Source organism: Mycobacterium sp. SMC-2 (genome assembly GCF_025263485.1).
GTDB lineage: Bacteria > Actinomycetota > Actinomycetes > Mycobacteriales > Mycobacteriaceae > Mycobacterium.
In genome coordinates this window covers 3,744,120-3,766,326 of record NZ_CP079863.1, presented here as the reverse complement: position 1 = coordinate 3,766,326, position 22,207 = coordinate 3,744,120, and the positions used below count along the sequence as shown (strand labels likewise).

At 67.5% G+C, this 22,207-nt stretch carries 21 protein-coding genes; 12 read left to right on the top strand and 9 right to left on the bottom strand.

From position 1 onward, the window contains the following. Positions 1-38: 38 nt before the first annotated feature. Positions 39-704 (top strand): cutinase family protein, encoded by a 666-nt coding sequence (locus tag KXD96_RS17600; RefSeq protein WP_260738191.1) that lies wholly within the window; start codon positions 39-41, stop codon positions 702-704. Positions 705-708: 4 nt separating this feature from the next. Here KXD96_RS17600 and KXD96_RS17595 read toward each other — a convergent pair whose 3' ends face one another. Together KXD96_RS17595 and KXD96_RS17590 are read right to left on the bottom strand one after the other, a co-directional pair. Continuing rightward, positions 709-1,239 carry an IF2 family translation initiation factor gene (locus tag KXD96_RS17595; RefSeq protein WP_260738189.1) on the bottom strand — a complete coding sequence of 177 codons (531 nt, stop codon included), beginning with the start codon at positions 1,237-1,239 and terminating at the stop codon, positions 709-711. A 171-nt stretch (positions 1,240-1,410) separates the two neighbouring features. After that, a complete protein-coding gene (locus tag KXD96_RS17590; protein ID WP_260738188.1) occupies positions 1,411-1,968 on the bottom strand; it encodes a CsbD family protein in 558 nt (185 codons plus the stop codon). Between the two features lie 248 nt (positions 1,969-2,216). Here KXD96_RS17590 and KXD96_RS17585 point away from each other — a divergent pair, with 248 nt between their 5' ends. After that, positions 2,217-2,471, top strand: coding sequence for a hypothetical protein (locus KXD96_RS17585; protein ID WP_260738186.1), 255 nt, complete (start codon positions 2,217-2,219; stop codon positions 2,469-2,471). Positions 2,472-2,615: 144 nt separating this feature from the next. Here the strand turns inward: KXD96_RS17585 and KXD96_RS17580 are convergent, their stop codons facing one another. Beyond that, complete coding sequence (locus KXD96_RS17580; protein WP_260745427.1) at positions 2,616-3,419, bottom strand: MOSC domain-containing protein; 804 nt, start codon at positions 3,417-3,419, stop codon at positions 2,616-2,618. A gap of 151 nt (positions 3,420-3,570) precedes the next feature. Then, a complete protein-coding gene (locus KXD96_RS17575; protein ID WP_260738180.1) occupies positions 3,571-4,908 on the bottom strand; it encodes a PPE family protein, SVP subgroup in 1,338 nt (445 codons plus the stop codon). A 294-nt stretch (positions 4,909-5,202) separates the two neighbouring features. Between KXD96_RS17575 and KXD96_RS17570 the strand changes: the two genes are divergently transcribed. Next, positions 5,203-6,420 (top strand): glycosyltransferase, encoded by a 1,218-nt coding sequence (locus tag KXD96_RS17570; protein WP_260738177.1) that lies wholly within the window; start codon positions 5,203-5,205, stop codon positions 6,418-6,420. A 16-nt stretch (positions 6,421-6,436) separates the two neighbouring features. Further along, positions 6,437-7,444: a bifunctional 2-polyprenyl-6-hydroxyphenol methylase/3-demethylubiquinol 3-O-methyltransferase UbiG gene (locus tag KXD96_RS17565; RefSeq protein ID WP_260738174.1), complete on the top strand. Its 1,008-nt coding sequence runs from the start codon at positions 6,437-6,439 to the stop codon at positions 7,442-7,444. A 75-nt stretch (positions 7,445-7,519) separates the two neighbouring features. Here KXD96_RS17565 and KXD96_RS17560 read toward each other — a convergent pair whose 3' ends face one another. Beyond that, positions 7,520-9,010: an FAD-dependent oxidoreductase gene (locus KXD96_RS17560; RefSeq protein ID WP_260738170.1), complete on the bottom strand. Its 1,491-nt coding sequence runs from the start codon at positions 9,008-9,010 to the stop codon at positions 7,520-7,522. Positions 9,011-9,086: 76 nt separating this feature from the next. Beyond that, positions 9,087-9,911 carry a hypothetical protein gene (locus KXD96_RS17555; protein ID WP_260738168.1) on the bottom strand — a complete coding sequence of 275 codons (825 nt, stop codon included), beginning with the start codon at positions 9,909-9,911 and terminating at the stop codon, positions 9,087-9,089. A gap of 127 nt (positions 9,912-10,038) precedes the next feature. Here KXD96_RS17555 and KXD96_RS17550 point away from each other — a divergent pair, with 127 nt between their 5' ends. From KXD96_RS17550 to katG, 3 genes are all read left to right on the top strand, one after another. After that, positions 10,039-11,325, top strand: coding sequence for an Ig-like domain-containing protein (locus KXD96_RS17550; RefSeq protein ID WP_260738166.1), 1,287 nt, complete (start codon positions 10,039-10,041; stop codon positions 11,323-11,325). A gap of 94 nt (positions 11,326-11,419) precedes the next feature. Next, positions 11,420-11,860 (top strand): Fur family transcriptional regulator, encoded by a 441-nt coding sequence (locus tag KXD96_RS17545; RefSeq protein WP_260738163.1) that lies wholly within the window; start codon positions 11,420-11,422, stop codon positions 11,858-11,860. A gap of 33 nt (positions 11,861-11,893) precedes the next feature. Further along, the gene (gene katG / locus KXD96_RS17540; protein ID WP_260738158.1) at positions 11,894-14,134 is read left to right on the top strand and encodes a catalase/peroxidase HPI; all 2,241 of its coding nucleotides are present in this window, start codon (positions 11,894-11,896) and stop codon (positions 14,132-14,134) included. Positions 14,135-14,325: 191 nt separating this feature from the next. Here katG and KXD96_RS17535 read toward each other — a convergent pair whose 3' ends face one another. Together KXD96_RS17535 and KXD96_RS17530 are read right to left on the bottom strand one after the other, a co-directional pair. Next, the gene (locus KXD96_RS17535; protein ID WP_260738156.1) at positions 14,326-15,120 is read right to left on the bottom strand and encodes a glycerophosphodiester phosphodiesterase family protein; all 795 of its coding nucleotides are present in this window, start codon (positions 15,118-15,120) and stop codon (positions 14,326-14,328) included. Between the two features lie 68 nt (positions 15,121-15,188). Beyond that, a complete protein-coding gene (locus tag KXD96_RS17530) occupies positions 15,189-15,995 on the bottom strand; it encodes a DUF1906 domain-containing protein (protein ID WP_260738152.1) in 807 nt (268 codons plus the stop codon). Positions 15,996-16,229: 234 nt separating this feature from the next. On the opposite strand from KXD96_RS17530, the gene KXD96_RS17525 reads away from it, so the two are divergent. Genes KXD96_RS17525 through KXD96_RS17515 form a run of 3 tightly spaced genes read left to right on the top strand, consistent with a single transcriptional unit; the run spans position 16,230 to position 19,313 of the window. Beyond that, positions 16,230-17,495 (top strand): glycosyltransferase family 4 protein, encoded by a 1,266-nt coding sequence (locus KXD96_RS17525; protein ID WP_260738150.1) that lies wholly within the window; start codon positions 16,230-16,232, stop codon positions 17,493-17,495. Continuing rightward, positions 17,489-18,247 (top strand): class I SAM-dependent methyltransferase, encoded by a 759-nt coding sequence (locus tag KXD96_RS17520; protein WP_260738146.1) that lies wholly within the window; start codon positions 17,489-17,491, stop codon positions 18,245-18,247. The genes KXD96_RS17525 and KXD96_RS17520 overlap by 7 nt, the downstream gene beginning before the upstream one ends. Further along, the gene (locus KXD96_RS17515) at positions 18,234-19,313 is read left to right on the top strand and encodes a prenyltransferase (protein WP_260738144.1); all 1,080 of its coding nucleotides are present in this window, start codon (positions 18,234-18,236) and stop codon (positions 19,311-19,313) included. Before KXD96_RS17520 ends, KXD96_RS17515 begins: the two co-directional genes overlap by 14 nt. An 11-nt stretch (positions 19,314-19,324) precedes the next feature. Here KXD96_RS17515 and KXD96_RS17510 read toward each other — a convergent pair whose 3' ends face one another. Further along, positions 19,325-19,987: a class I SAM-dependent methyltransferase gene (locus KXD96_RS17510; protein WP_260738140.1), complete on the bottom strand. Its 663-nt coding sequence runs from the start codon at positions 19,985-19,987 to the stop codon at positions 19,325-19,327. 99 nt (positions 19,988-20,086) lie between these two features. Between KXD96_RS17510 and KXD96_RS17505 the strand changes: the two genes are divergently transcribed. Then, entirely contained in the window at positions 20,087-20,758 is a 672-nt protein-coding gene (locus KXD96_RS17505; RefSeq protein WP_260738137.1) for a cutinase family protein, read from the top strand. A 588-nt stretch (positions 20,759-21,346) separates the two neighbouring features. Continuing rightward, on the top strand, positions 21,347-22,195 hold the full coding sequence (locus KXD96_RS17500; RefSeq protein ID WP_260738134.1) for a glycoside hydrolase family 16 protein: 849 nt from the start codon (positions 21,347-21,349) through the stop codon (positions 22,193-22,195). Positions 22,196-22,207: the final 12 nt, after the last annotated feature.

Genomic DNA, 22,207 nt, shown 5'->3' with positions numbered 1-22,207 from the left:
GGGGACCGCCGTGGCCGGCGGTGTGACAGGATTTCGCCATGAGTGCACGCAGATTTGCCCGCATTGTTGGTGTGTCGGTGGCGACGACGTGGGCGGCGCTGAACACACCGGTTGCCCTTCCCACTGCCGCCGCCGACGCATGCTCCGACGTTTCCGTGGTCTTCGCCCGCGGCACTCACCAGGAGCCCGGTCTGGGCAACATCGGCCAGGCGTTCGTCGACTCGCTCACCTCGCAGCTCGGCGGGAAGTCCGTCGACGTCTATGCGGTCAATTACCCGGCCAACGACGACTACCACAACAGCGCGAACGCCGGCGCCAATGACGCGAGCACACGCATCCAGGACACGATCGCCAGCTGCCCGAACTCACGGATCGTGCTGGGCGGATACTCCCAGGGCTCGACCGTGATCGACCTGGCCACCAACGCCATGCCGGCGTCGGCCGCCGATCACGTCGCCGCTGTCGCCCTCTTCGGCGAGCCCACCAGCGGATTCTCGTCCATGCTGTGGGGCGGCCAACCGCTGCCGACGATCAATCCGGCCTACGGGTCCAAGAGCATCAGCCTGTGCGCGCCCGACGATCCGATCTGCTCCGGAGGCGGCAACATCATGGCGCACGTCTCCTACATCGAAGACGGAATGACCGCCCAGGCCGCGACGTTCGCGGCCAACAAGATCAACCAGGGTCCGGCGCCGCGGGTCTGACGCGTCAGTCGTTCGCCCGCTCTTCTTGCCGCTGCTGCTTCTCGGCAGCCGCCAGTTGTGCGACCCGGTCCGCCTCGGAGCGCTGCTCAGCGGCCTCGCCCAGCTTGTCCTCGGCCTCGTCGATTTGCGCCGCCGCGGCCTCGGACACGGCCCTCTCGGCCGCCTGAGTCCTGGATTCCACCTGGCGCTTGGCCGACTCGACCGTCCGCTTTTTCCGGTCCGCGGTTTCGTCGGCGCGCTGTTTCGCCGCAGCACTCTGCTGCTGTGCCGACTGTGTGGCGGCACGCTTGCGCTGCTCGGCGTTCTTACGCGCCTGTGTGATCTCCTGCTCGGCGGCCGCCTGCGCTTCCTGCCGGTCCTCGACCGCCTCGTCGCGGACGCTCTTCAACTTCGCGTCGGCCTGTTCCTTCCTGGCCGCGGCCTTGGCGTCCAGCCGTGCCGCGCGACCGAGCGCGGCGCTGCGTTCGACGAGCGCCGTCCCACGCTCGACCAGCTTCGGGTCGTCGAGGACGTTGCCGACCGTGGTGTCCAGCATGCCGAGCGAGCGCTCGAACAGCAGCCGCGCGGGTGGCTTCCGCTCCGATTCGGGTGACGACCCGGTCCTCGATGACCTGCAACGGCAAACGGGCCAGTTGGTAGTGGAATCGCAGAACTGCGAACGGGACTTCGGATATCTTCATCGACTTCTCCTGTGTGTGGCCGGCCGTCAGGGCAGGTCGGCCTCGTCGGTCACGTTCTGGGCTTGGCGTCGCGGCCGGTCGGCCTCCGACTCTTCGTTGCGGGCCACCTGCACCGAGGTTTGGTGCTCGGCGACGGCGTCGACGACGTCCTCGGACGCTGCACGGATCTCCGCGCGCTCTTCGGCCTTCGCTCGTTGTGCTTCCCGCTGTGCGTCGAACTCGGCCTGGGTCTTCGCGGCGGTCGCTCGCTGCCGCGCGGCCTCCTCGGCCGCGCGCTTCTGAGCGGCCTCTTGGGCCTCGATCGATTGCTCCGCGGCGACGGCTTGCGCATTGGCCGCGACGCGCTGTTGGGCGCCTTCCGCTTTGGCTTCGGCAGCGGCGTCCTGTGCCTGTTTGGCTTGGGCCTCGGCGACGGCCTCCGTCGCGTTCGCTTCCTTGCGCTCGTGCGCCTGGGTCTGCTCAAGCTGCCCCTCGGCGGTCAGCGATTCGTTGCCGGTGACAGCCCCGAAAACCTCTTTGGCCTTGCCTTTGACCGAATCGATCAGGCCCCTGCGCGCTTCGTCGGCTTTGTTCTGCTCGCTCATCGAAAAATTCTCCTTGCGGCGTTAGCCAAGAATTGCGTTCGTTCGGGTCACGTTCAGTGATTCCACGGATGTCATCGATCAAACACGCGTGTGACCTGTGTCACCCGGGTGTGGGTGGCCGATTCGCGCTCTGCATCCTCGGTGAAATCATCAGCGCTGCAGGCAAATCGCGCTCAGGACGGGTGTCGGGACGGGCCGACTTCGGCCGTCGAATGGGTGCGGTCGCTTGATCGGCTACCGTCGACGGTATGTCCAAAGCCTCCGGCAACGACCTCATCGACAACGTCACCCCTGGCGACACCATCGCCGTCGACCGCGGTTCCGGTGAACAGCCCTACAAGGTGGTGTTCAAAGACGCCACAGACGGGGGCTACGTCGTCACGTTCCAGGACGACGGCGGGGAGACCTTCCAGCTCGACTTGCCCGCCGGCACCACCGTGACCAGGTCGCTGGAGTCGAAGTGGGAATCCGCGCAAAGCCCCACCCCGCACTCGGAAGCCTAGGCGGCCCGCCTCGATACTGCTCACACGCAAGGCGATAGCCGAGGGGGTCGCGGTCGACCGCGACGCCCATCGGACAGCAATCACGGCACCACTGCGCGATCTGGGCGCCTGACCGAATCCTGGTCGAGAGCGCGAGAAGTCGACCTATCGGCCGATGGTCACTCTGTCGCCGACGCGGATGATGCCCTCTGCCACCACAGCCAGATAGGCCCCTGCGCACGGCTGAGCGCCGTGACCTCCTGTATTCCAACGGTTTTCGGCAGCTGGCGTGCGGAGCGCTTGCGGGGCGCGTGGCAGGGGGCCGTGCTCGAGCGTCGGTACGACGCATCGTGACGTGGCCGTCAGGACGCGCACCCGCGCGTCGCCGACGGCGAGTTCCTTGCCCACCCAGTCGTTTTCCACATAGGGCGGACAGCCCGGCGGCGTCGCGATCACCACGTTGGGGCGATACCGCAGCGCCTCGACGCCGATGTGTCCGAGGGTGGCCGTCGTGATCGTGTGCAGCGGGGCCTCGTCGGTGAAGGAGTCGCCCGGGGTCGCCTGCGCGATCTCCAAGATGCGACCGTTGACTTCGGCGTCCAGGCCCAACTCCAGCAGCTGCTCCGGGTCCGGGCGGACCAACGTCGCGCCGTCGGGGCGCTGAGCGACCAATCGGACCGCTCGACCCAACAGCCGCGAGAGCACGTCGTCGATGCCGGGGTCGTCGGCCGCCAGGCTTGTCCCATCGGGCAGCCCGATGTTCACCCCGTCGGCGTCTTTGTTGGCGGTGCACTTCAACAGCCCACGCCAGAGCCGGGGGTTCTTGGCGCTGGCCACATGCCCGGTGCTGGCGTCGAGCAGCGCGAGCCGCCGGTCGCCTTCGGCGCCGTGCTCGTCCACGAACATGCTGGGCACGCGCTCGCCGAGCATCGACTTCACCGGGTACCGGAGCAGGCTCTGCACCTGCATCTCCCCCGCGGCATGGCTTGGAAAGGCCGTCAAATCCTCCACCGCCCATCCCCGCTCGAGGCCTCATGCACTGTCCCGCCCAGAGTATGCGGGAAGACCGATCGGGCGTTGCCTTGATAGTCACGCAAATGACGTCACTATGTCGGCGACCTCAGTGCGGGAGCAGTCGCTGCTTTTGCTCGAGGAATTCTTCCTCGGTGATGATCCCCGCGTCGCGCAGGGATGCCAGCTCGCGCAGCTCGGCGGCGATGCTGGTGATCGGGCCACCGGCCGGGGCCTGCGGCGCTGCGGTGCCGTCCTGTGTCGTCTTCTGCGTTGAGGCCCTTAGTCTTTCGGCCCGCCCTGCACCCGCCCCTGTAGTGCCGGCCATGGCCCGCCCGGCCATGCTGGCCGCAGCCATCTCGCCGAACATGCTTCCGGAGGTGCCGGACGAGGCCGGCGCGGCGGCGCCGACGGTGGTGGCCGGCAAGGCCAGCGCGGCCGGGCGAACCGCGGGGGCGGCCGCAGCCCAGCCAGGTGGCACCGACAAACCGCCGACCGTGTTCGCCTCGCCCAGGCCCGCGGTCGCCACTGAGCCACCCGCCAGGTTGTTGATCACCGGGAAAGGTGTCGGGGGCACCGGGGCCGTTCCCGGCCAGGACTGGATCCCCGCCCAGCCGCTGACAATTTCATCGGTGTGAAAACCCGTCAGAGCACCGGCCACGTCGTAGGGAAGCGCTACCACGGCGGCGGCGAGTCCCGCGGTCCCGACTTCGGGGTCGGCGAACACCGCGCTGAGGTCGGCCGCCAGGCCCAAGAGGTCCCGCCCGCCAAAACCGAAATCGAGGGGGCTCGCCAGACTGTTTATCGCGTCGGGCGCCACGGTGAAGGCTTGCTGCGTCGGCGACACGGCGCCCTGCACCTTCCCGGCCGCGGTGCCGGCCGCCTGGTCGAGGGCGGCCGCTTGCCGCACCGGACCCCCCGAATCGGTGCTCGGTTGCGGCGACGCGAACGGCGTCAGCCTGGCCGCCGACGCCGACGACGCCGCGTAGCCGTACATGGCCCCCGCATCCTGGGCCCACATCTCCGCGTACTGCGCCTCGGTAGTCGCGATCGCCGGCGTGTTCTGCCCGAAGACGTTCGTCGCGATCAGCGACATCAGCAGGGCGCGGTTGGCCGCCACGACCGGGGGCGGCACCGTCTCGGCGAACGCTGTCTCGTAGGCAGCGGCGGCGGCTCTGGCCTGGTTGGCGGTCTGTTCGGCCTGCGCGGCGGCGGTCCTCGTCCAGGCCACGTAGGGGGCGGCCGCGGCCGCCATCGCTTCCGCCGATGGCCCCAGCCACGGCCCACCGGTCAGCGCGGTGACCTCCGACTGGTAGGAGTCCGCCGCGGAATGCAGCGCGACGGCCAGCGCGTCCCAGGTCATCGCGGCGGCCAGCATCGGTGCCGCCCCCGGCCCGGTATACATCCGGGCAGAGTTGATCTCCGGAGGCAGTGCTGCGAAGTCCATGGCGAAGTCTCCTCCGGACGGTTTAGCGGGTGGCCACAGCGTTAACGGCTCGTTGCTGGCCGTAGTGGGGTAGCCCAGCCGGCAGCAAACAAATCTCGTTCCTTCTAGTAGTACAGGTTCGGTGCCCCTTTGCCGCGCAGTGTCCGCCGTAGACCATCGATAAATTACCCTCGCAGCGCAACGGGACCTGTCAACGCCACGGAGCAGCCCGCCGCTTTGCCCCGCGTCGTCGCGCCGGGCGGCCCACCGGCCGGTCTGCTTGGATCGACACCGTCACCGCGAGTTAGGTCGTGCATGAAGATTGTGCTGGCAGGCTACGGCAGCCGGGGCGACGTCGAGCCCTGCGCTGCCGTCGGTCGCGAGCTGCTCCGCCGGGGCCACGACGTGCGCATGGCAGTCCCGCCCGACAAGCTCCGCTTTGTCGAGTCGGCTGGGCTGACGGCCGTCGCGTACGGGCCAGACACGCAAGAGCAGCTGAACTCGGCGACTAATTTCGTTCATCGCGTCCAGGATCCGGTAAGCGCGCTACCGCAACTCGTGGAGCGGGTCACCGGAGTGTGGACGCAGAAGAGCACGGTGCTGGCGTCGTTGGCCGAGGACGCCGATCTGCTGGTGGCCGGGATGAACGAGCAGCGGTTGGCCGCCAACGTGGCGGAGTTCTACGGCATGCCGTTCGCCGCGCTGCACTTCTTCCCCGCGCCCGCCCTGGAATTCGGTGGGTTCCAGGCCCATGTAACGAACGTGGCCGAAGCCGCTCAACGCGAGGCGCTGGGCTTGCCCGAAGCCGCCGAACCGTCGGCCCGGCACGTGCTGGAGATCCAGGCCTACGAGGAGTTCTGCATGCCGGAACTGGCGGCCGAATGGTCGGCATCCGGCTACCGGCGCCCGTTCGTCGGGTCGCTGACACTGGACCTGCCGTCCGACGTCGACGACGAGGTGTTGTCGTGGCTTGCCGACGGATCGTCGCCCATCTACTTCGGCTTCGGTAGCACGCCGGTCACGTCACCCGCCGAGACGGTCGCGGTGATCAGCGGGGTGTGCGAGCAATTGGGCGAACGAGCGCTGATTTGCAGCGGCTCAAACGATTTCACCCACCTCGCGCGCGCGGCCCATACCAAGATCGTCGACACGGTCAACCACACGGCCGTTTTTCCGGCATGCCGCGCGGTCGTGCACCACGGAGGCGCCGGCACCACCGCCGCGGGCATGCGGGCGGGGGTCCCCATGTTGGTGCTCTGGCTCTGGCTCGATCAGCCGATCTGGGGATCGGTGGTCAGCCAGCTGGGAGTCGGTACCGCCAGGCGGTTTTCGGAATCGACATACGATTCACTTCTCGCCGATCTGCGCTCTCTGCTCGCCGGGGACTACGCCGCCCGCGCCCGCGCGGTGGCCGCGCAGATGACCAAACCGTCCGAAAGCGTCGCCAAGGCCGCCGATCTCCTCGAGGATTTGATCAGTGGTGGAAAGCCGCCGGGTCGTGTAGAAGGTTCTGGTGCAGGGTCCCCCTTCTGAGCCTTTCGATCCCTCGATGCTTCACGAAGCGATGATCAGGCGGTTGTATCGCCGTTCGTCGGCGGAGGGCCATATCAGGGTGCCGGCCGTGCCGAGCCTGATCGACGAGTACGTCCTGTTGTGCGGCAACCTCTGTGCCACCCTGGGCGTCTGGCACACGCCCGAACAGTCCGCTCAACTGCGGAGGGCGCTGGAGGCGGAGCTGGCGAAGGGGTTCAAGGCCTCTCCCCGCTCGGACATCCTCATCTCGTTCGACGCCCCCTTCGGGACGAGCGTGAACATTCGCGTCAAAGCCGAATGGCGGACACTGCAGGCCGATTACGACGAATGGGCGGCCGTCCGTCCGCCGCCGCTGTTCGGCACCGAAGCCGACGCGCGGGTGCTGGCGCTGGCGGCCGAAGCGGCCGACCCCGCGGCCTACCGAGTGCTGGACGTCGGAGCGGGAACCGGGCGCAACGCCCTGGCCCTGGCCCGCCGCGGCCACCCCGTGGACGCGGTCGAGATGGCGGCGAAGCTGGCCGACGTCATGCGCTCGGAGGCGCAGAGCGAATCGCTGGCCGTACGGGTGATCCAGAGCGATGTTTTCACCGCGATGGAAAGCGTCCACGAGGAATACCAGCTGATGGTGCTCTCCGAGGTGGTGCCCGACTTCCGGACGACCCACGAGTTGCGGGGCGTGTTCGAACTGGCTGCCGATTGCCTGGCCTCCGGCGGCCGCCTGGTCTTCAACACCTTCTTGCCGCGCGAGGGCTACGCTCCCGACGACTCCGCGGTGGAACTCGGTCAGCAGTGCAACACCATGATCTACACGCGCGACCAGATGGCGAGTGCGGTCGCCGGACTGCCCCTCGAGCTGGTTGCCGACGATTCCGCCTACGAATACGAGAAGGCGCACCTGCCCGAAGGGGCCTGGCCGCCCACCGGCTGGTTCGAGGGGTGGGCCAATGGACTCGACGTGTTCGACGTCGAGCGCGAGCACTCCCCGATCGAGTTGCGCTGGCTCGTCTACCGCAAGACGGGCTGACGGTTGCGCGCCCAGCGTGCATTCAGCGCGAGAATCCGGCGATTTTTTCGCGCCGTGTACACGTTCGCGCCGGCGTCAGGCGGTCAAGTCGCGGGTCGCCGGACCCTCCAGCAGGGTGCCGTCCGGGGCGAAGCGCGAACCGTGCAGCGGGCACTCCCACGCCTTGTCGGCGTCGTTCCAGTTCACGATCCCGCCGAGGTGCGGGCACACCGGAGACACGCGATGCTCAACACCGTCGACACGGCAGCGCGCCTCCAGGTGCCAGGGCGGCCCGCTCACCACGCCGCCCTCGTCGGCGCCGGGGCTGCGGCGGCCGGTGCGCAGCAGGGGCGTGAGCCAACCCTTGGCCAGGTCGAATCCCACTTCGAGGTTGGCCTGCACCGCGGTCGGCAGACCGGTCAACTCGTGCGGGCTCCAGCTGGCGAACGCTCTGGCCCAGTCCATCCGTCCGCCCAGGATGCGGCTCGACAGCGCCAACGCCGCGGCGGCGCCGTTTGTCATCCCCCACTTGTTGAATCCCGTTGCAACAAAGACTGTTTCGGTGTTTGGCAGGATGGGGCCGACATAGGGCAGCTGATCGATCGGCGTGTAATCCTGCGCCGACCAGAAATGCGTCTGCTCGGCACCCGGGTAGTGCGTGCGCGCCCACGACGCCAGTTCCGCGATCGCCTTCGCCGGGCTCTTCCGGCGCCCCACCGTGTGGCCGGCCCCGCCCACGATCAGCCGCTCGCCGTCCGCGACCGGCGCGTAGCGCACCGAGCGGGTCGGCGAGTCGGTGGAGATCATCATCGGCCTGGTGATGTCGCCTGGCACCTTGAACGCCAGGCAATAGGACCGGCTCGGCTTCACACGCGCGAAATATCCCCCGCGATCAAGGATCGGGATGCCGGTGGCGAGAACCAGTTGCAGTGCTTCGAGCTCGACGTCTTGCCGGGCGGCGTCGTTGACGTGCACGCGCACGCGCTCGCCGCGGGTGGAGACCCGCCGGACCCGGGTGCGCTCGACGAGCCGGCCGCCGCGGCCGAGTAACTCCGTCGCCAGCGCATCCAAGAACGGCATGGGATCGAACTGCGCCTGGTCGGGCAGCCGCACCCCGCCGTGGTACGGGAACGGCACGCCTGCGTCGTCATCCCAGACGGCGGGCAGCCCGATCGCCTGGCAGGCCTTGAGCTCCAGGCGCGCCGACGGCACGCCCCGGGCGGATTGCGCGTAGGTGTAGGCGTCCTCGCGCTGCACCGGTATGCCATGCGACTGGCAGTAGTCGACCACCCAGTCCTGGCCTTCGCGATTGCCGTCCACATAGGCGCGGGCCAATTCTCTGCCGTGCCTGGGCAGGATCTTCGACAGGTGGGTGCCCTGCAGCAGGCTGATCTTCGCGGTGGTGTTTCCGGTGGCGCAGGCCCCCACGGTGCGCGCCTCGAGCACCAGCACGTCCTTGCCGGCGCGCGCCAGGAGAACCGCGGTCATCAGCCCGGTGATCCCGGCACCCACGACGATGACATCCGCGGAGCGGGAACCCTCGTCAAGCTGGCTTGCGGCCCAAGGCTGTTCGGCTCGATTGGCCATCCATAAGGACGTCACGCGGGGCTAGTACCCCGGATGGACTCGGGAAAACATCTCCCCCGGGGCCCGACGGCTGCTGTCACGCCCGCTTCAACTGCGCTTTGGCCTGCCTGACCGACTTCTCCGCGGCACGGCTGGCTCGCTTGGCCCGGTCGTAGTTCGCCTCGGCGCGGTCAAGTTCGCGCTCGGCGGCCCGCAGCACCGCGAGCGCCTCGTCACGACGCTGACGGGCCGCATCACGCTCGGCTTCGCGCTCCGACAGGCTGGCTTCGGCGTCCGCGTTTTCACGTTCGGCGGCTGTCACGGCCGCCTCCAGCTTTTCGCGCCGTCGCGCAGCGGCCGCCTCGCGCGCGGACTGCTTGGTGGGCTGTGGCCGCGATTTCGCCGCCGGCTCCTGCGCCTTCGCGGTCCGCGAGGAAGTCGTGGACACCGGCGTCGCGGCGCCGAAGTCGCCGAAACCCGACCACTGCTCGGGGCGGGCCAGCCGGCCCAGCCGCCCCCTGACCTCCGGGTCGGCGATGGCCGCTTGCAACGTGCTGGTGATGTCGTCGCGCACCGCCGAAGACGGCCGGGCGACGTCGGCGGCGTCCAGCGCGGCCCGCGTGAGCTCATCGATCAGGTGATGCTGCTCGGCGGATAGGTCGCGGATGCGTGCGCCATCCATCGCGGCGTGCGCGGCGCGCAGTTCGTCGCCGAGGTTTGCCAGCCGCTGCCCGGTGTCCCTGTGCTTCAGGGCGAGCCGGTTGACGATCCACGCCGCGGTCGTCGGTTTGTTGGCCGCGGCAATCCGTTTGGCGGCGGCGTCGTCCCCGCGGCGCTTGGCCGCGGCGGTCAGTCCGGTGCGCTTCGCGGTGAAGTCCTTCGGCGGCGCCCAGAAGAGACTGTCGAGTTCGTCGTCGGCCATGACGCCATGATCCCCGCGCCGGCGCCCCCCGGTTTAAAAACCGCACCTCCGTGGCACCTGATGGACAACATCGTCGCGCCGGGCAGCCACTTCCACCCGGCACCAACACCGCAAGGACCGCAGCTCAGTGATGTCCAAGGCCAGTGATCGTCCCGTCCGTCGGATCCTCCGCGATAGCCGGTCCCGCCGATTACTGCTGGCCGTCTCAGTGGTCGTCGCGGTGGCGGGCGCGGTATTGATCGCGGCATCTCTCGATTGCTTCGGCGGTGGCTGCGGTCACCGCGGCGCCGCATCGACAACCTCCGGGCCTGCGCGAGTGACGATCACGCCCGCCCCCGACGCGCATGACGTCGATCCGGTCGCTCACGTGATTGTCAAGGCCGACGCGGGGACGCTGGCCGACGTCCGCATGGTGAACGAGAGCGGCAAGTCGGTGCAAGGCGTGATGACACCGGACAACACCGTATGGAAGCCGACCGTCCCCCTGGGCTACGGCCGCACCTATACCCTGACGGTCACCAGCCGAGGACCCAACGGCGTTGCGTCGACTCAAGTCTCGTCTTTTTCGACGCTCAAACCGTCCAATCAGACCAAGGTCTCGTTCACCACCACGTCGGAGGCCGCACTCAAAGATGGCGGTACCTACGGCGTGGGGACGGTGGTCGTGGCCCACTTCGACGAGCAGATCGCCGACCGGGCCGAAGCCGAGCGGCACCTGGCGGTCACCACCGAACCGAAGGTGCAGGGTTCGTGGTTCTGGGTCGACGACCAAACCGCACACTGGCGGCCGGAGCGCTACTACGCACCGGGCACGACCGTGACCGCCGAAGCCAAGATCTATGGAATCGCCTTGGGCAATGGCCTATTCGGGCAAGACGACACCAAGGTGTCGGTCCGGATCGGCGACGCCCACGTTTCCATCGCCGACGACGCCGCCAAACAGGTCAGCGTCTTCAACAACGGAGCCCTGGTCCGCACGATGCCCACCTCGATGGGCATGGGCGGCACCGAGAACGTCGGCGGCAACACCATCTCGCTGTGGACGCCGCCGGGTGTCTATACGGTCCTGGACAAGGGCAACCCCGTGGTGATGGACTCCTCGACGTTCGGGCTGCCCAAGAACTCGCGCCTGGGCTACCGCGAGACCATCAACTACGCCACGCGGATCAGCACCGACGGCATTTACCTGCATGAACTCGACGCCACGGTGTGGGCTCAGGGTCATCAGGACACGTCGCACGGATGCCTGAACCTCAATGCCGACAACGCGAAATGGTTCTACGACTTCTCGGTCCCCGGTGATGTGGTCGAGGTCCGCAAAAGCGGCGGCCCGCCGTTGACGCTGGCGCAGAACGGCGACTGGACCGTCAGCTGGGACGACTGGCGCAAAGGCAGCGCCCTGAAGCCCGCTTGAGCCGATGTGACGCAGCCCATTCGTCACGACAAGTTGTGCGCCACTTCACAGCAAAGTCTTGACTCGTTCCAGATAAGTGCGTCATATTGGTGCGGTGTCGTCGACGGCCGATTACGCGGAACGACTGCGGATGGCCGATCTCCGGGTGACCCGCCCCAGGGTCGCCGTGCTGGAGGCGGTGGACGCGTACCCGCATTCCGACACCGAAACGATCTTTGCGGCGGTGCGGGTGGGCCTGCCCGATGTGTCCCGCCAGGCGGTATACGACGTCCTTAACGCGCTGAGCACGGTGGGCTTGTTGCGCCGGATCCAGCCCTCCGGGTCGGTCGCCCGCTACGAGGCCCGCGTCGGCGACAACCACCACCACGTGGTGTGCCGGGCCTGCGGCGTGATCGCCGACGTCGATTGCGCGGTCGGCGAGGCGCCCTGCCTCACCCCGTCGGACGACAACGACGTCCTGGATGGCTTCATCCTGGACGAGGCCGAGGTCATCTACTGGGGCGTATGCCCCGACTGTTCGACTGCAGATTCCTAGATCGCAGCCCATCACCCCTAAGAAAGGAATGCTGTGTCATCCGATATCTCCCAAGGCCGGCCGCCCCACGAGGACAGCAAGACCGCTAGCACGAGCGAGAGCGAAAATCCCGCAATCCCCTCCCCCAAACCCAAATCGCATGCGCCCCTGACCAACCGGGACTGGTGGCCCGACCAGATCGATCCGTCGATGCTGCAGCCGCACAACCCGAGGTCCAACCCGCTCGGCGACGACTTCGACTACGCCGCGGAGTTCGCCAAGCTCGACGTCGAGGCTCTCAAGGCCGACCTGATCTCGGTGATGACCACCTCGCAGGACTGGTGGCCCGCCGACTACGGCCACTACGGCGGCCTGTTCATCCGGATGAGCTGGCACGCCGCGGGCACCTACCGCATCTTCGACGGCCGCGGCGGCGGCGGCCAGGGCATGCAGCGGTTCGCCCCGCTCAACAGCTGGCCGGACAACGTCAGCCTGGACAAGGCCCGCCGGCTGCTGTGGCCGGTCAAGAAGAAGTACGGCAACAAGATCTCCTGGGCCGACCTGATCATCTTCGCCGGTAACTGCGCCCTGGAGTCGATGGGCTTCAAGACCTTCGGCTTCGCCTTCGGCCGCGAGGACGTCTGGGAACCCGAGGAGACCCTCTGGGGCGAGGAGGACACCTGGCTGGGCACCGACAAGCGCTACTCCGGCGAGCGCGACCTCGCCCAGCCGTATGGCGCGACCACGATGGGCCTGATCTACGTCAACCCGGAGGGCCCCGAGGGCAAGCCCGACCCGATCGCCGCGGCCATCGACATCCGCGAGACGTTCGGCCGCATGGCGATGAATGACGAGGAGACGGCCGCGCTGATCGTCGGCGGGCACAGCTTCGGCAAGACCCACGGCGCCGGCAGCGGCGACCTGGTGGGACCCGAGCCGGAGGCCGCCCCGATCGAACAGCAGGGGCTGGGCTGGAAGAGCTCGTATGGCACCGGCGTCGGCAAGGACGCCATCACCAGCGGCCTCGAGGTGGTCTGGACGCCCACGCCGACCAAGTGGGACAACACCTTCCTGGAGACCCTGTACGGCTACGAGTGGGAGCTGACCAAGAGCCCCGGCGATGCGTGGCAGTTCGTCGCCAAGGACGGCGCCGGCGCGGGCACCATCCCCGACCCGTTCGGCGGGCCGGGCCGCGCGCCGACGATGCTGGTCACCGACATCTCGCTGCGCGAGTCCCCGATCTATCGCGACATCACGCGGCGTTGGCTGGACCACCCTGAAGAGCTGGCCGAGGCATTCGCCAAGGCCTGGTACAAGCTGCTGCATCGCGACATGGGGCCGGTCAGCCGCTACCTGGGGCCCTGGATTCCCGAGCCGCAGCTCTGGCAGGACCCGGTTCCGCCCGTCGACCACGAGCTGGTCGACGACAAGGACGTCGCGGCGCTGAAGAGCAAGGTCCTCGACTCGGGTCTGTCGGTTCCGCAGCTGGTCAAGACCGCTTGGTCGGCGGCCGGCAGCTACCGGAACACCGACAAGCGCGGTGGTGCCAACGGCGCGCGGCTGCGCCTGGAACCGCAGCGGAACTGGGAATGCAACGAGCCTTCCGAGCTCGACAAGGTGTTGCCGGTGCTGGAGAAGATCCAGCAGGACTTCAACGGCTCGGCATCGGGCGGCAAGAAGATCTCGCTGGCCGACCTGATCGTGCTGGCGGGGTCGGCGGCGGTCGAGAAAGCGGCGAAGGACGCCGGTTACGAGATCTCCGTGCACTTCGCGCCCGGGCGCACCGACGCCTCCCAGGAGAACACCGATGTGGAGTCGTTCGCGGTGCTCGAACCGCGGGCCGACGGTTTCCGCAACTACATCCGACCGGGTGAGAAGGCTCCGCTGGAACACCTGCTGATGGAGCGGGCGTACCTGCTGGGTGTGACCGCCCCGGAGACAACGGTGCTCATCGGCGGCCTGCGTGCCCTCGGCGCCAATCACGGCGGGACCAAGCACGGCGTGTTCACCGACCGGCCCGGCGCGTTGACCAACGACTTCTTCGTCAACCTGCTCGACATGAATAACGAGTGGAAGGCGTCGGAGACCGCGGAGAACATCTACGAGGTTGTCGACCGGGCCTCGGGCGCGGTCAAGTGGACGGCGACCGCGAACGACCTTGTGTTCGGGTCGAATTCGGTGCTACGCGGATTGGCCGAGGTTTACGCCCAAGACGACAACCAGGGGAAGTTCGTGGAGGACTTCGTCGCGGCGTGGGTCAAGGTCATGAACAACGACCGGTTCGATCTGAAGTAATACCGGGTATTTAGCGGTGCCCCGCGGGCCATCGGCTCGCGGGGCACCGTTCGTTCGGCCCGACGTGCCGGTCGTTTCGGCGACACATAACGTGCGCACACGGCACGCCGCGGCCGGTCGCACTGACTTATGTCTCGTGTACGTCGTCGAACGCCTGATCAGCGCGTTAGCCGGTGCGCGGGTGCCCGGGCCTAGAGCGGCCACCATTCGTTGCGGGCCACGAGAACATCACGAAGAACGTCCGCCCGATCGGTGATGATGCCGTCGACGTCGATGTCGAAAAGCGCGTGCATCATGTCCGGGTCGTCCACTGTCCACGCGTGAACCTGACGTCCTGACTCGTGAAGAGCCCTGACCAGCGCGGGCGTAATGATCGGGAGCCCACCCAACCGTGGCGGCAGCTGTAGGCAGTCACTGTCACGCAACGCCTGCAAGGCATACGCTCGACCGGCCCGCGTTTTCGCCGCCAGCAACGCCAGGACCGCACCCATGCCCGCCGAACTGGCAACCCGCTTGGACAGCAGACCCAACGCACGGCGCCGACGCCGATCCGAAAACGAAGTGATCAGTACCCGGTCGTGCGCGTTCATCCGCTCGATGACGTCGACGGTGGGACCGACGGCCGACCAGCATTTGATGTCGATGTTGACCCGCATGTCCGGCAATCTGGAAAGGAGTTCCTCCAGGCTCGGGATCGACTCTCCCGCGCCTAAATGCAGGTGGCGGACATCCCGCCAGTACCACCGGTCGATGGCGCCAGACGAACCCGAGTCCGATCTGAAGTTACGGTCGTGCAGGATCACCGCGACGCCGTCGCGGGTCGCCCGAACATCGGTCTCCACGTATTTGAATCCCAGCTTTGCCGCCTCGCAAAATGCCGCCATGCTGTTCATGGGCCATCGAAACGACGTAAATCCCCTGTGCGCCATGGCGATTCGTCTGTCGCCGCGCAGATACTGCACCGTGGGTACGCCGCCGTCGAACATGAGCTACATGTCGTCCCGGGAATGCGGATGCCGTCGACGTCGTGCAGACGACTGGTAACCGTCGCGCCTCATCGATTCAAATCCCACTGGCCGAAGTCGGACGCCAGGACCTCGTCGATGTCCACGTTGATGCCGCCGAGGAGCGGACTGGGGTTGGAGGGGCTGTTGACCACGGACTGATACAGCACCGCCGCGGGATCACGGTCCCCATGCGACCACGATTTCGTCTGCCACGCCCACCGATGCCCGGGCGTGGTCGAATTACCTATGACGCCGTCTCGGATCGCCCAGCCGCACGCGCCGGCATGCCCGTAGATGCCGGTGCGGCCCACGCCCAACACCGAGTTGATCCCGCGAAACCATTGCACTGCAATGCTATTCCACGTGTTCGCGTCGATGTCGTCGTCGACGCTGAAGAAGATCGGGGCCGAGCCTGGACCCCCGGCTGCGGTGTGCAGTCGCGAGGCCGTCTGGGCATCCGCCACGCCGCCGTCATAGCCACGGGTGTAGTCCGACGGGTCGGGCCACCCGGGTTTGCCGTACTGGAAGTTGCTGACGATGTGCAGCCCCGCGGCGCGCAGCGCGTCCGCGTAGTCGCGGGTGATGGGCTTTGCCTCGAAATTCGCGCCCGGGCGCGACTCCGACACGTAGTTCACCACCCCGCCATAGCCCGCCGATTTGATCTCCTCCGGCGGAATCCGGCGCTCGGCGAAGTCGATCAGCCGCAAGTCGGCGGCGACCGCCGTTGGCCCCACGGGGTTGGCGGCCAGCGTGCCGAGGCTGAGGACGGCCGGCGCCACGGCAAACTTCAGGATGTCGCGCCTCGAGAACGCTGGTCGCCCGCCGAGTTCGCCTGATGCAGCCGAGTCCTGCACGGCGCGATGGTATCCCTTTCGGAGCCCGGTGGCATGATCTTTGCCTGCCGGACTTCCGCGCGAACGTTTTTACGCGGAAGCCGGTCGCGTCAGTCCTCGTTGCGCTCGATTAGGTAATCGAACTATAGTCTGGACACATGTCCAGTTTGCTGTCACGGGGTTCGGGAGTCCTTTGATCGCGATGGAGTGGGGGGCGCCTCTGTGGGGTGTCGCACCGGCGGATAAGAGTTGAATATGCGAATTGCCCTGCTGTCCTACCGTAGTAAGACCCATTGCGGGGGACAGGGCGTCTACGTGCGCCATCTCAGCCACGGTCTGGCAGAACTGGGTCACGACGTCGAGGTGTTCTCCGGTCAGCCCTACCCGGACCTGCTCGACCCGCGGGTGCGGTTGACCAAGGTGCCGAGCCTGGATCTGTACCGGGAACCCGACCCTTTCCGCGTGCCGCGACCCAGCGAGATTCGTGACTCGATCGACCTGCTGGAATTGCTCACCACCTGGACGGCGGGGTTCCCTGAACCGCGGACGTTCACCATGCGCACCGCCCGGATACTGGCCGGCCGCACGGCCGATTTCGACGTCGTCCACGACAACCAGAGCCTGGGCACCGGACTGCTCACCATCGCCGGAGCGGGACTGCCGGTGGTGGCCACCGTGCACCACCCCATCACCCGTGATCGGGTGCTCGATCTGGCCGCCGCGCAGTGGTGGCGAAAACCGTTGGTGCGGCGCTGGTATGGATTCCTGGCGATGCAGCAGCAGGTGGCGCGCCAAATCCCGGACCTGTTGACCGTTTCGTCATCGTCGGCCGCCGACATCGTGAGCGACTTCGGCGTTTCGCCCGACCAACTGCACGTGGTTCCGCTCGGTGTGAACACCGGGCTGTTCACGCCGGGGGTACATCCCCGCCATCCCGGGCGGATCATCGCAATCGCCAGCGCAGACACCCCGCTCAAGGGTGTGCGCACCCTACTGCACGCGGTCGCCCGGCTGCGCACGAGCAGGGACCTCGAGTTGCGGCTCGTCGCCAAGGTAGAACCCAACGGCCCCACCCACAAGCTCATCGCCGAGCTCGGCATCTCCGACATCGTTCACATCACCAGTGGACTGTCCGACACCGAGCTGGCCACGTTGTTCGCTTCGGCGGAAGTCGCCTGCATTCCCTCCCTCTACGAAGGGTTTTCGCTGCCCGCGGTGGAGGCCATGGCCAGCGGAACGCCGATCGTGGCCAGCCGGGTGGGTGCGCTCCCCGAAGTCCTCGGCAATGACGGCGCGTGCGCCGAACTGGTACCGCCCGCCGACGTGGACGCGCTCACCCGCGCGCTCGGTGACCTGCTGGACTCGCCGGAGAAGCGCCGGAGTCTGGGCAAGGCGGGACGCACTCGCGCGGTCAACGTGTTCAGCTGGGAAGCCGTGGCCGCTCAAACCGTCCGGGTATACGAGCGGGCGATCGCCCGCAACGGCGCTTCGGCGGCCGCCGAAGGTGAGGCGCAATGCTGACCGTCGATTTCGGCCGGCTGCGGATCGGGCCCGGCGCCAAGGTCATCGACGTCGGTTGCGGGGCCGGCAGGCACGCCTTCGAAGCGTATCGACGCGGTGCCGACGTGGTCGCATTCGACCGCGATGAGGCCGAATTACGTTCGGTGGACACCATTCTGCGGGCCATGGCCGAAGCCGGTGAGGCGCCCGCCGGGGCGTCGGCGAAGGTGGTGCTCGGCGACGCGCTGAAATTGCCATACGCCAACGAGACGTTCGACTGTGTGATCGCGTCGGAGATCCTGGAGCACATACCGAGCGACGCCGCCGCCATCGCCGAGCTGATCCGGGTGCTCAAGGTCGGCGGCACGTTGGCGGTCAGTGTGCCGCGCTGGCTTCCGGAGCAGCTGTGTTGGCTGCTGTCCGATGAATACCACAGCAACGAGGGCGGTCACGTACGCATCTACCGGGCCAGCGAATTGCGTGCCAAGATCCTCGACGGCGGAATGGAATTGACGCATACCCACCATGCACACGCGTTGCACTCGCCATTCTGGTGGTTGAAATGCGCTGTGGGGGTGTCGAACACCGATCACCGCGCCGTGTCCGCGTACCACAAGCTCCTGGTGTGGGACCTGATGCAGCGGCCCAAGATAACGCAGCTGGCGGAATCGCTGCTCAACCCGCTGGTGGGTAAGAGCGTAGCGATGTATTTCGTCAAGCGGTGGGCGACCGAAAGCCAAGCGACCGTGGGGTATTCAGTTGCGTCGGTCTAACCCACCGGGGGTTGCGGGCGTCCTTACCCCCGAGCAATGCCGTCAAACCGCGCTGTCAATCGCCGCCACACAGGAGTCATCGGGAGCCATTCCCTGGTCCGAGGGTGGCCACACCGATCCGTGGGATCACGTGGAGTGCGCGATGGCCCTCACCGCCGCGGGGCTGCTGGAGCCGGCGCGCGCCGCGTTCGACTGGAGCCGCCGCACCCAGCGGCCCGACGGGTCCTGGCCCATTCAGCTGCGCGCGGGGATCATCGAAGACGCCAACAGCGACAGCAATTTCTGCGCCTACATCGCCACCGGTGTGTGGCACCACGTGCTGGTGACCGGCGACCGGCGTTTCGCCGCGCAGATGTGGCCGGTCGTGCGCAAGGCGATCGACTTCGTCATCGACTTGCAGGTCGGCTACGGCGAGATCTGCTGGGCCCGAAGCGAAGCCGGCCCCTTGCCGGAAGCTCTGCTGACCGGTTGCGCGAGCGTGTTCCACAGCATGCGGTGCGCCTTGGCGCTGGCCGCCCTGGTTGGCGACCCGCAGCCCGAGTGGGAACTGGCGCTGGGCCGGCTCGGGCACGCCATAGCCGCACACCCCGAGGCGTTCACCGAAAAGGACCGCTACTCGATGGACTGGTACTACCCCATCCTCGGCAGCGCGCTGCGTGGGCCCGAGGCGGCCGCGCGAATCAAAGAGCGCTGGGACGACTTCGTGGTCGGTGGCCTCGGCATTCGCTGTGTCGTCGACCGGCCCTGGGTGACCGGTGCCGAGACATGTGAGCTGGTGATGGCGCTGGATGCCATCGGTCAGACGTCGGCCGCCCATCGGCAGCTAGGAGCGATGCAGCATCTGCGTGAGGAGGACGGCTCCTACTGGACGGGTCTGGTGTTCGCCGACGGGAAGCGGTGGCCCGAGGAGCGCACCACCTGGACGGGGGCGGCGATGATCCTGGCCGCCGACGCGCTGTCGAACACCACTGCGGGCGCCGGGATTTTCCGTGGCGAGGCGCTGCCGATGGGCCTGCAGACGGACTTCGACTGCGAATGCGTCGGTACCGGCCCCGGCGGCCGGTGACGTGAATCCGGCTAGATCGGCTCGCCCGGTTCACCGCTGACACGTTCGAGCACCCTCAGCGATCCGGTAGCCGAAACCTCCCGGAATCGGCCGGAATCGATTGCGCGACAGTAGATGTAGTACGGGGGTCGGCCGCCGTCCCTGGGGTCCGGGAACACGTCGTGGATGGCCAGCGCACCGCCGACGGCCACCCATTTGGCCCATCCGTCGAAGTCCTGGTTCGCGGCGACCTCGCTGTGGCCGCCGTCGATGAACAGAAACCGCAGCGGCGACCGCCACCCGGAGGCCACGACCGGCGATTTACCCACGACGGCAACGACGTTGTCGTCCAGCCCCGCGGCATCGAGGGTGCGACGAAACGTCGGCAGCGTGTCGAAGAGACCCGTGACCTCGTCGACCATCGAGGCGTCGTGGTACTCCCAGCCGGCCTGGTGCTCCTCGGAGCCGTGGTGGTGGTCGATCGTGTAGAGCACTCCGCCGGTTTGTTGGGCCGCCGCACCGAGCAACAGCGTGGATTTGCCGCAGTACGTGCCGATCTCGACACCGACGCCGCCGCCGAGATACCGCAGCGCGGCATCGTAAAGCGCACGCCCCTCTTCGGCGGGCAGGAAACCCTGGACCTGCTCGGCCAACGCAAACAAGCGCTCGGTGGAACCGAGGTCGGTGTGACTCACCACCTGAACCTATCGGTCACCGTCGTCGCGGCATCAGGGTGGTGCACCGACCGCCAACATTGGCCAGCGGCCGGCTCGCGGTCGCTCTACCATCATGCTGTGCTCCTACGCAGACTCGGCGACATCGGCCTGGCGGCGGCCCTCACCGCGGCCGCGCTGGCATTGCCCGCTGTGGTTCCGTCGCCGGCCATCCCGAGCGCCGCCGCCGCGAACTGCCCGCCGGTCCAGGTGGTGTTCGCCCGCGGCCGAATGGAATCGCCCGGACCCGGCGCGCTGGGCAACGCGTTCATCAGCGCGCTGCGATCCAAGGTCAACAAGAACATCGGCGTGTATGCCGTGAATTACCCCGCCGACACCGAGGTCGCTCAGGGCGCCAACGACATGAGCCGCCATGTCCAGGACATGATCACCAATTGCCCCAACACCCGGCTGGTGCTGGGCGGTTACTCGCTGGGCGCGGCGGTCACCGACGTCGTCCTCGCGGCGCCCATCAGTGCGTTCGGATTCAACAGCCCCCTGCCGCCGGGCGCCGACCAGCACATCGCGGCCGTGGCGTTGTTCGGCAACGGAAGCCAGTGGGTGGGGCCGATCACTAACTTCAGCCCGATCTACAACGACCGGACCATCGAGCTGTGCCACGGCGCCGATCCCATCTGCAACCCGGCGGATCCGAACACGTGGAAAGCGAACTGGCCACAACACCTCGCCGGGTCGTACATCGCTGCGGGCATGGCCAACCAGGCCGCCGACTTCGTCGCCGGCAAGCTCTGAGTGGCGGACGGTCGCCCCTTACCGGCAGGCGAGGCCTGGAGTTGGTAGCGCCTGCTCTATCAAATCCGGGAATCAGCGGCGAGCCGGTCGAAATCCGCAGAATCTTCGGCGGCACCGCAATTTGAGCACGGAATCTTCAGGCCGGGGTGTTGGTGCTCGAGCACCTGAAGGCGCGGAGCGGGATGACCTCGCTGCCGGGCATCGCGGCGCGCTGGCGGGCGCGGAAGGCGGGATGACGGCGCATCGCCTCGTTGCGTTCGCGGTGGTGACGCTGAGCCGCAGTCCATACCGGGTGGGACCGAAGGAAAATAACCGTCGCTCCCGTTGTATTAGCCACGATCGTTAACTCCTCCCAGCGCAACCCGCAAAAGCCCTACGGCTCGTGGTTATCGGCTTGTGATCAGAATGCCCGGGCGATCCTGAGACCAAACCATCCACGAAGTTGAGAATTAGCCATGAATTTCGGCTAATCCGTCAGTCAGTCCGCCGTCCGTGCTGGCCCGCCGGCGATCCGAAACGTTAGCCGCGGGCACTGACACAATCGCCGTTTCGTCTCGGCGCGGTGGGGGCTGCTATGGTCCCTTGCGTATGCCCAAGATGGACCGCCGCCGCATGATGTTGACGACCGGGATCGGTGTGCTGGCAGCCGCGCTGCCTGCGCCGGAAGCCGGGGCCCAGCCCTCCCGGCGGGATCTGCCAGCGGACCGCACACCCGCTCCTGCCGCGCCCAGCGGCCAAACCGGCACCTATATTTTCCAGGACGAATTCAACGGCCCCGCCGGTTCGGCGCCCGACGCCTCGAAGTGGGCGGTGGCCAAGGCCCGCGAGACGATCAAAGACCCGACGTATTGGGAGCAGCCCGAACGCATCGGCCAGTATCGCGACGACCGCCGCAACGTCTTCCTCGACGGCAATTCCAACCTCGTGCTCCGCGCCGCGAAGGATGGGCCCACCTACTACAGCGGCAAGGTGCAAAGCCTGTGGCGGGGCGGCGTCGGGCATACCTGGGAAGCCCGCATCAAGCTCAACTGCCTGACCGCGGGCGCCTGGCCGGCCTACTGGCTGGGCAACGATGACCAGGGCGAGATCGACGTCATGGAGTGGTACGGCAACGGCAGTTGGCCGTCGGCCACCACCGTGCACGCGAAAGCCAACGGCGGCGAATGGAAGACCCACAACATCGCGATGGACAGCGCCTGGCACACCTGGCGCACCCAGTGGGACCAGTCCGGCATCCGGTTCTGGAAGGACTATGCCGAGGGCGCGCCGCCGTACTTCGACGTGCCGGCGAGTTCCTTGCCGGATTGGCCGTTCAACGGGCCGGGCTACACCGTTTATCCGGTGTTCAACCTGGCGGTGGCGGGGTCCGGTGGCGGCGACCCCGGGCCGGGGTCGTATCCCGCCGACATGCTCGTCGACTGGATCCGGGTCTGGTAGTCGAGCGCCCGG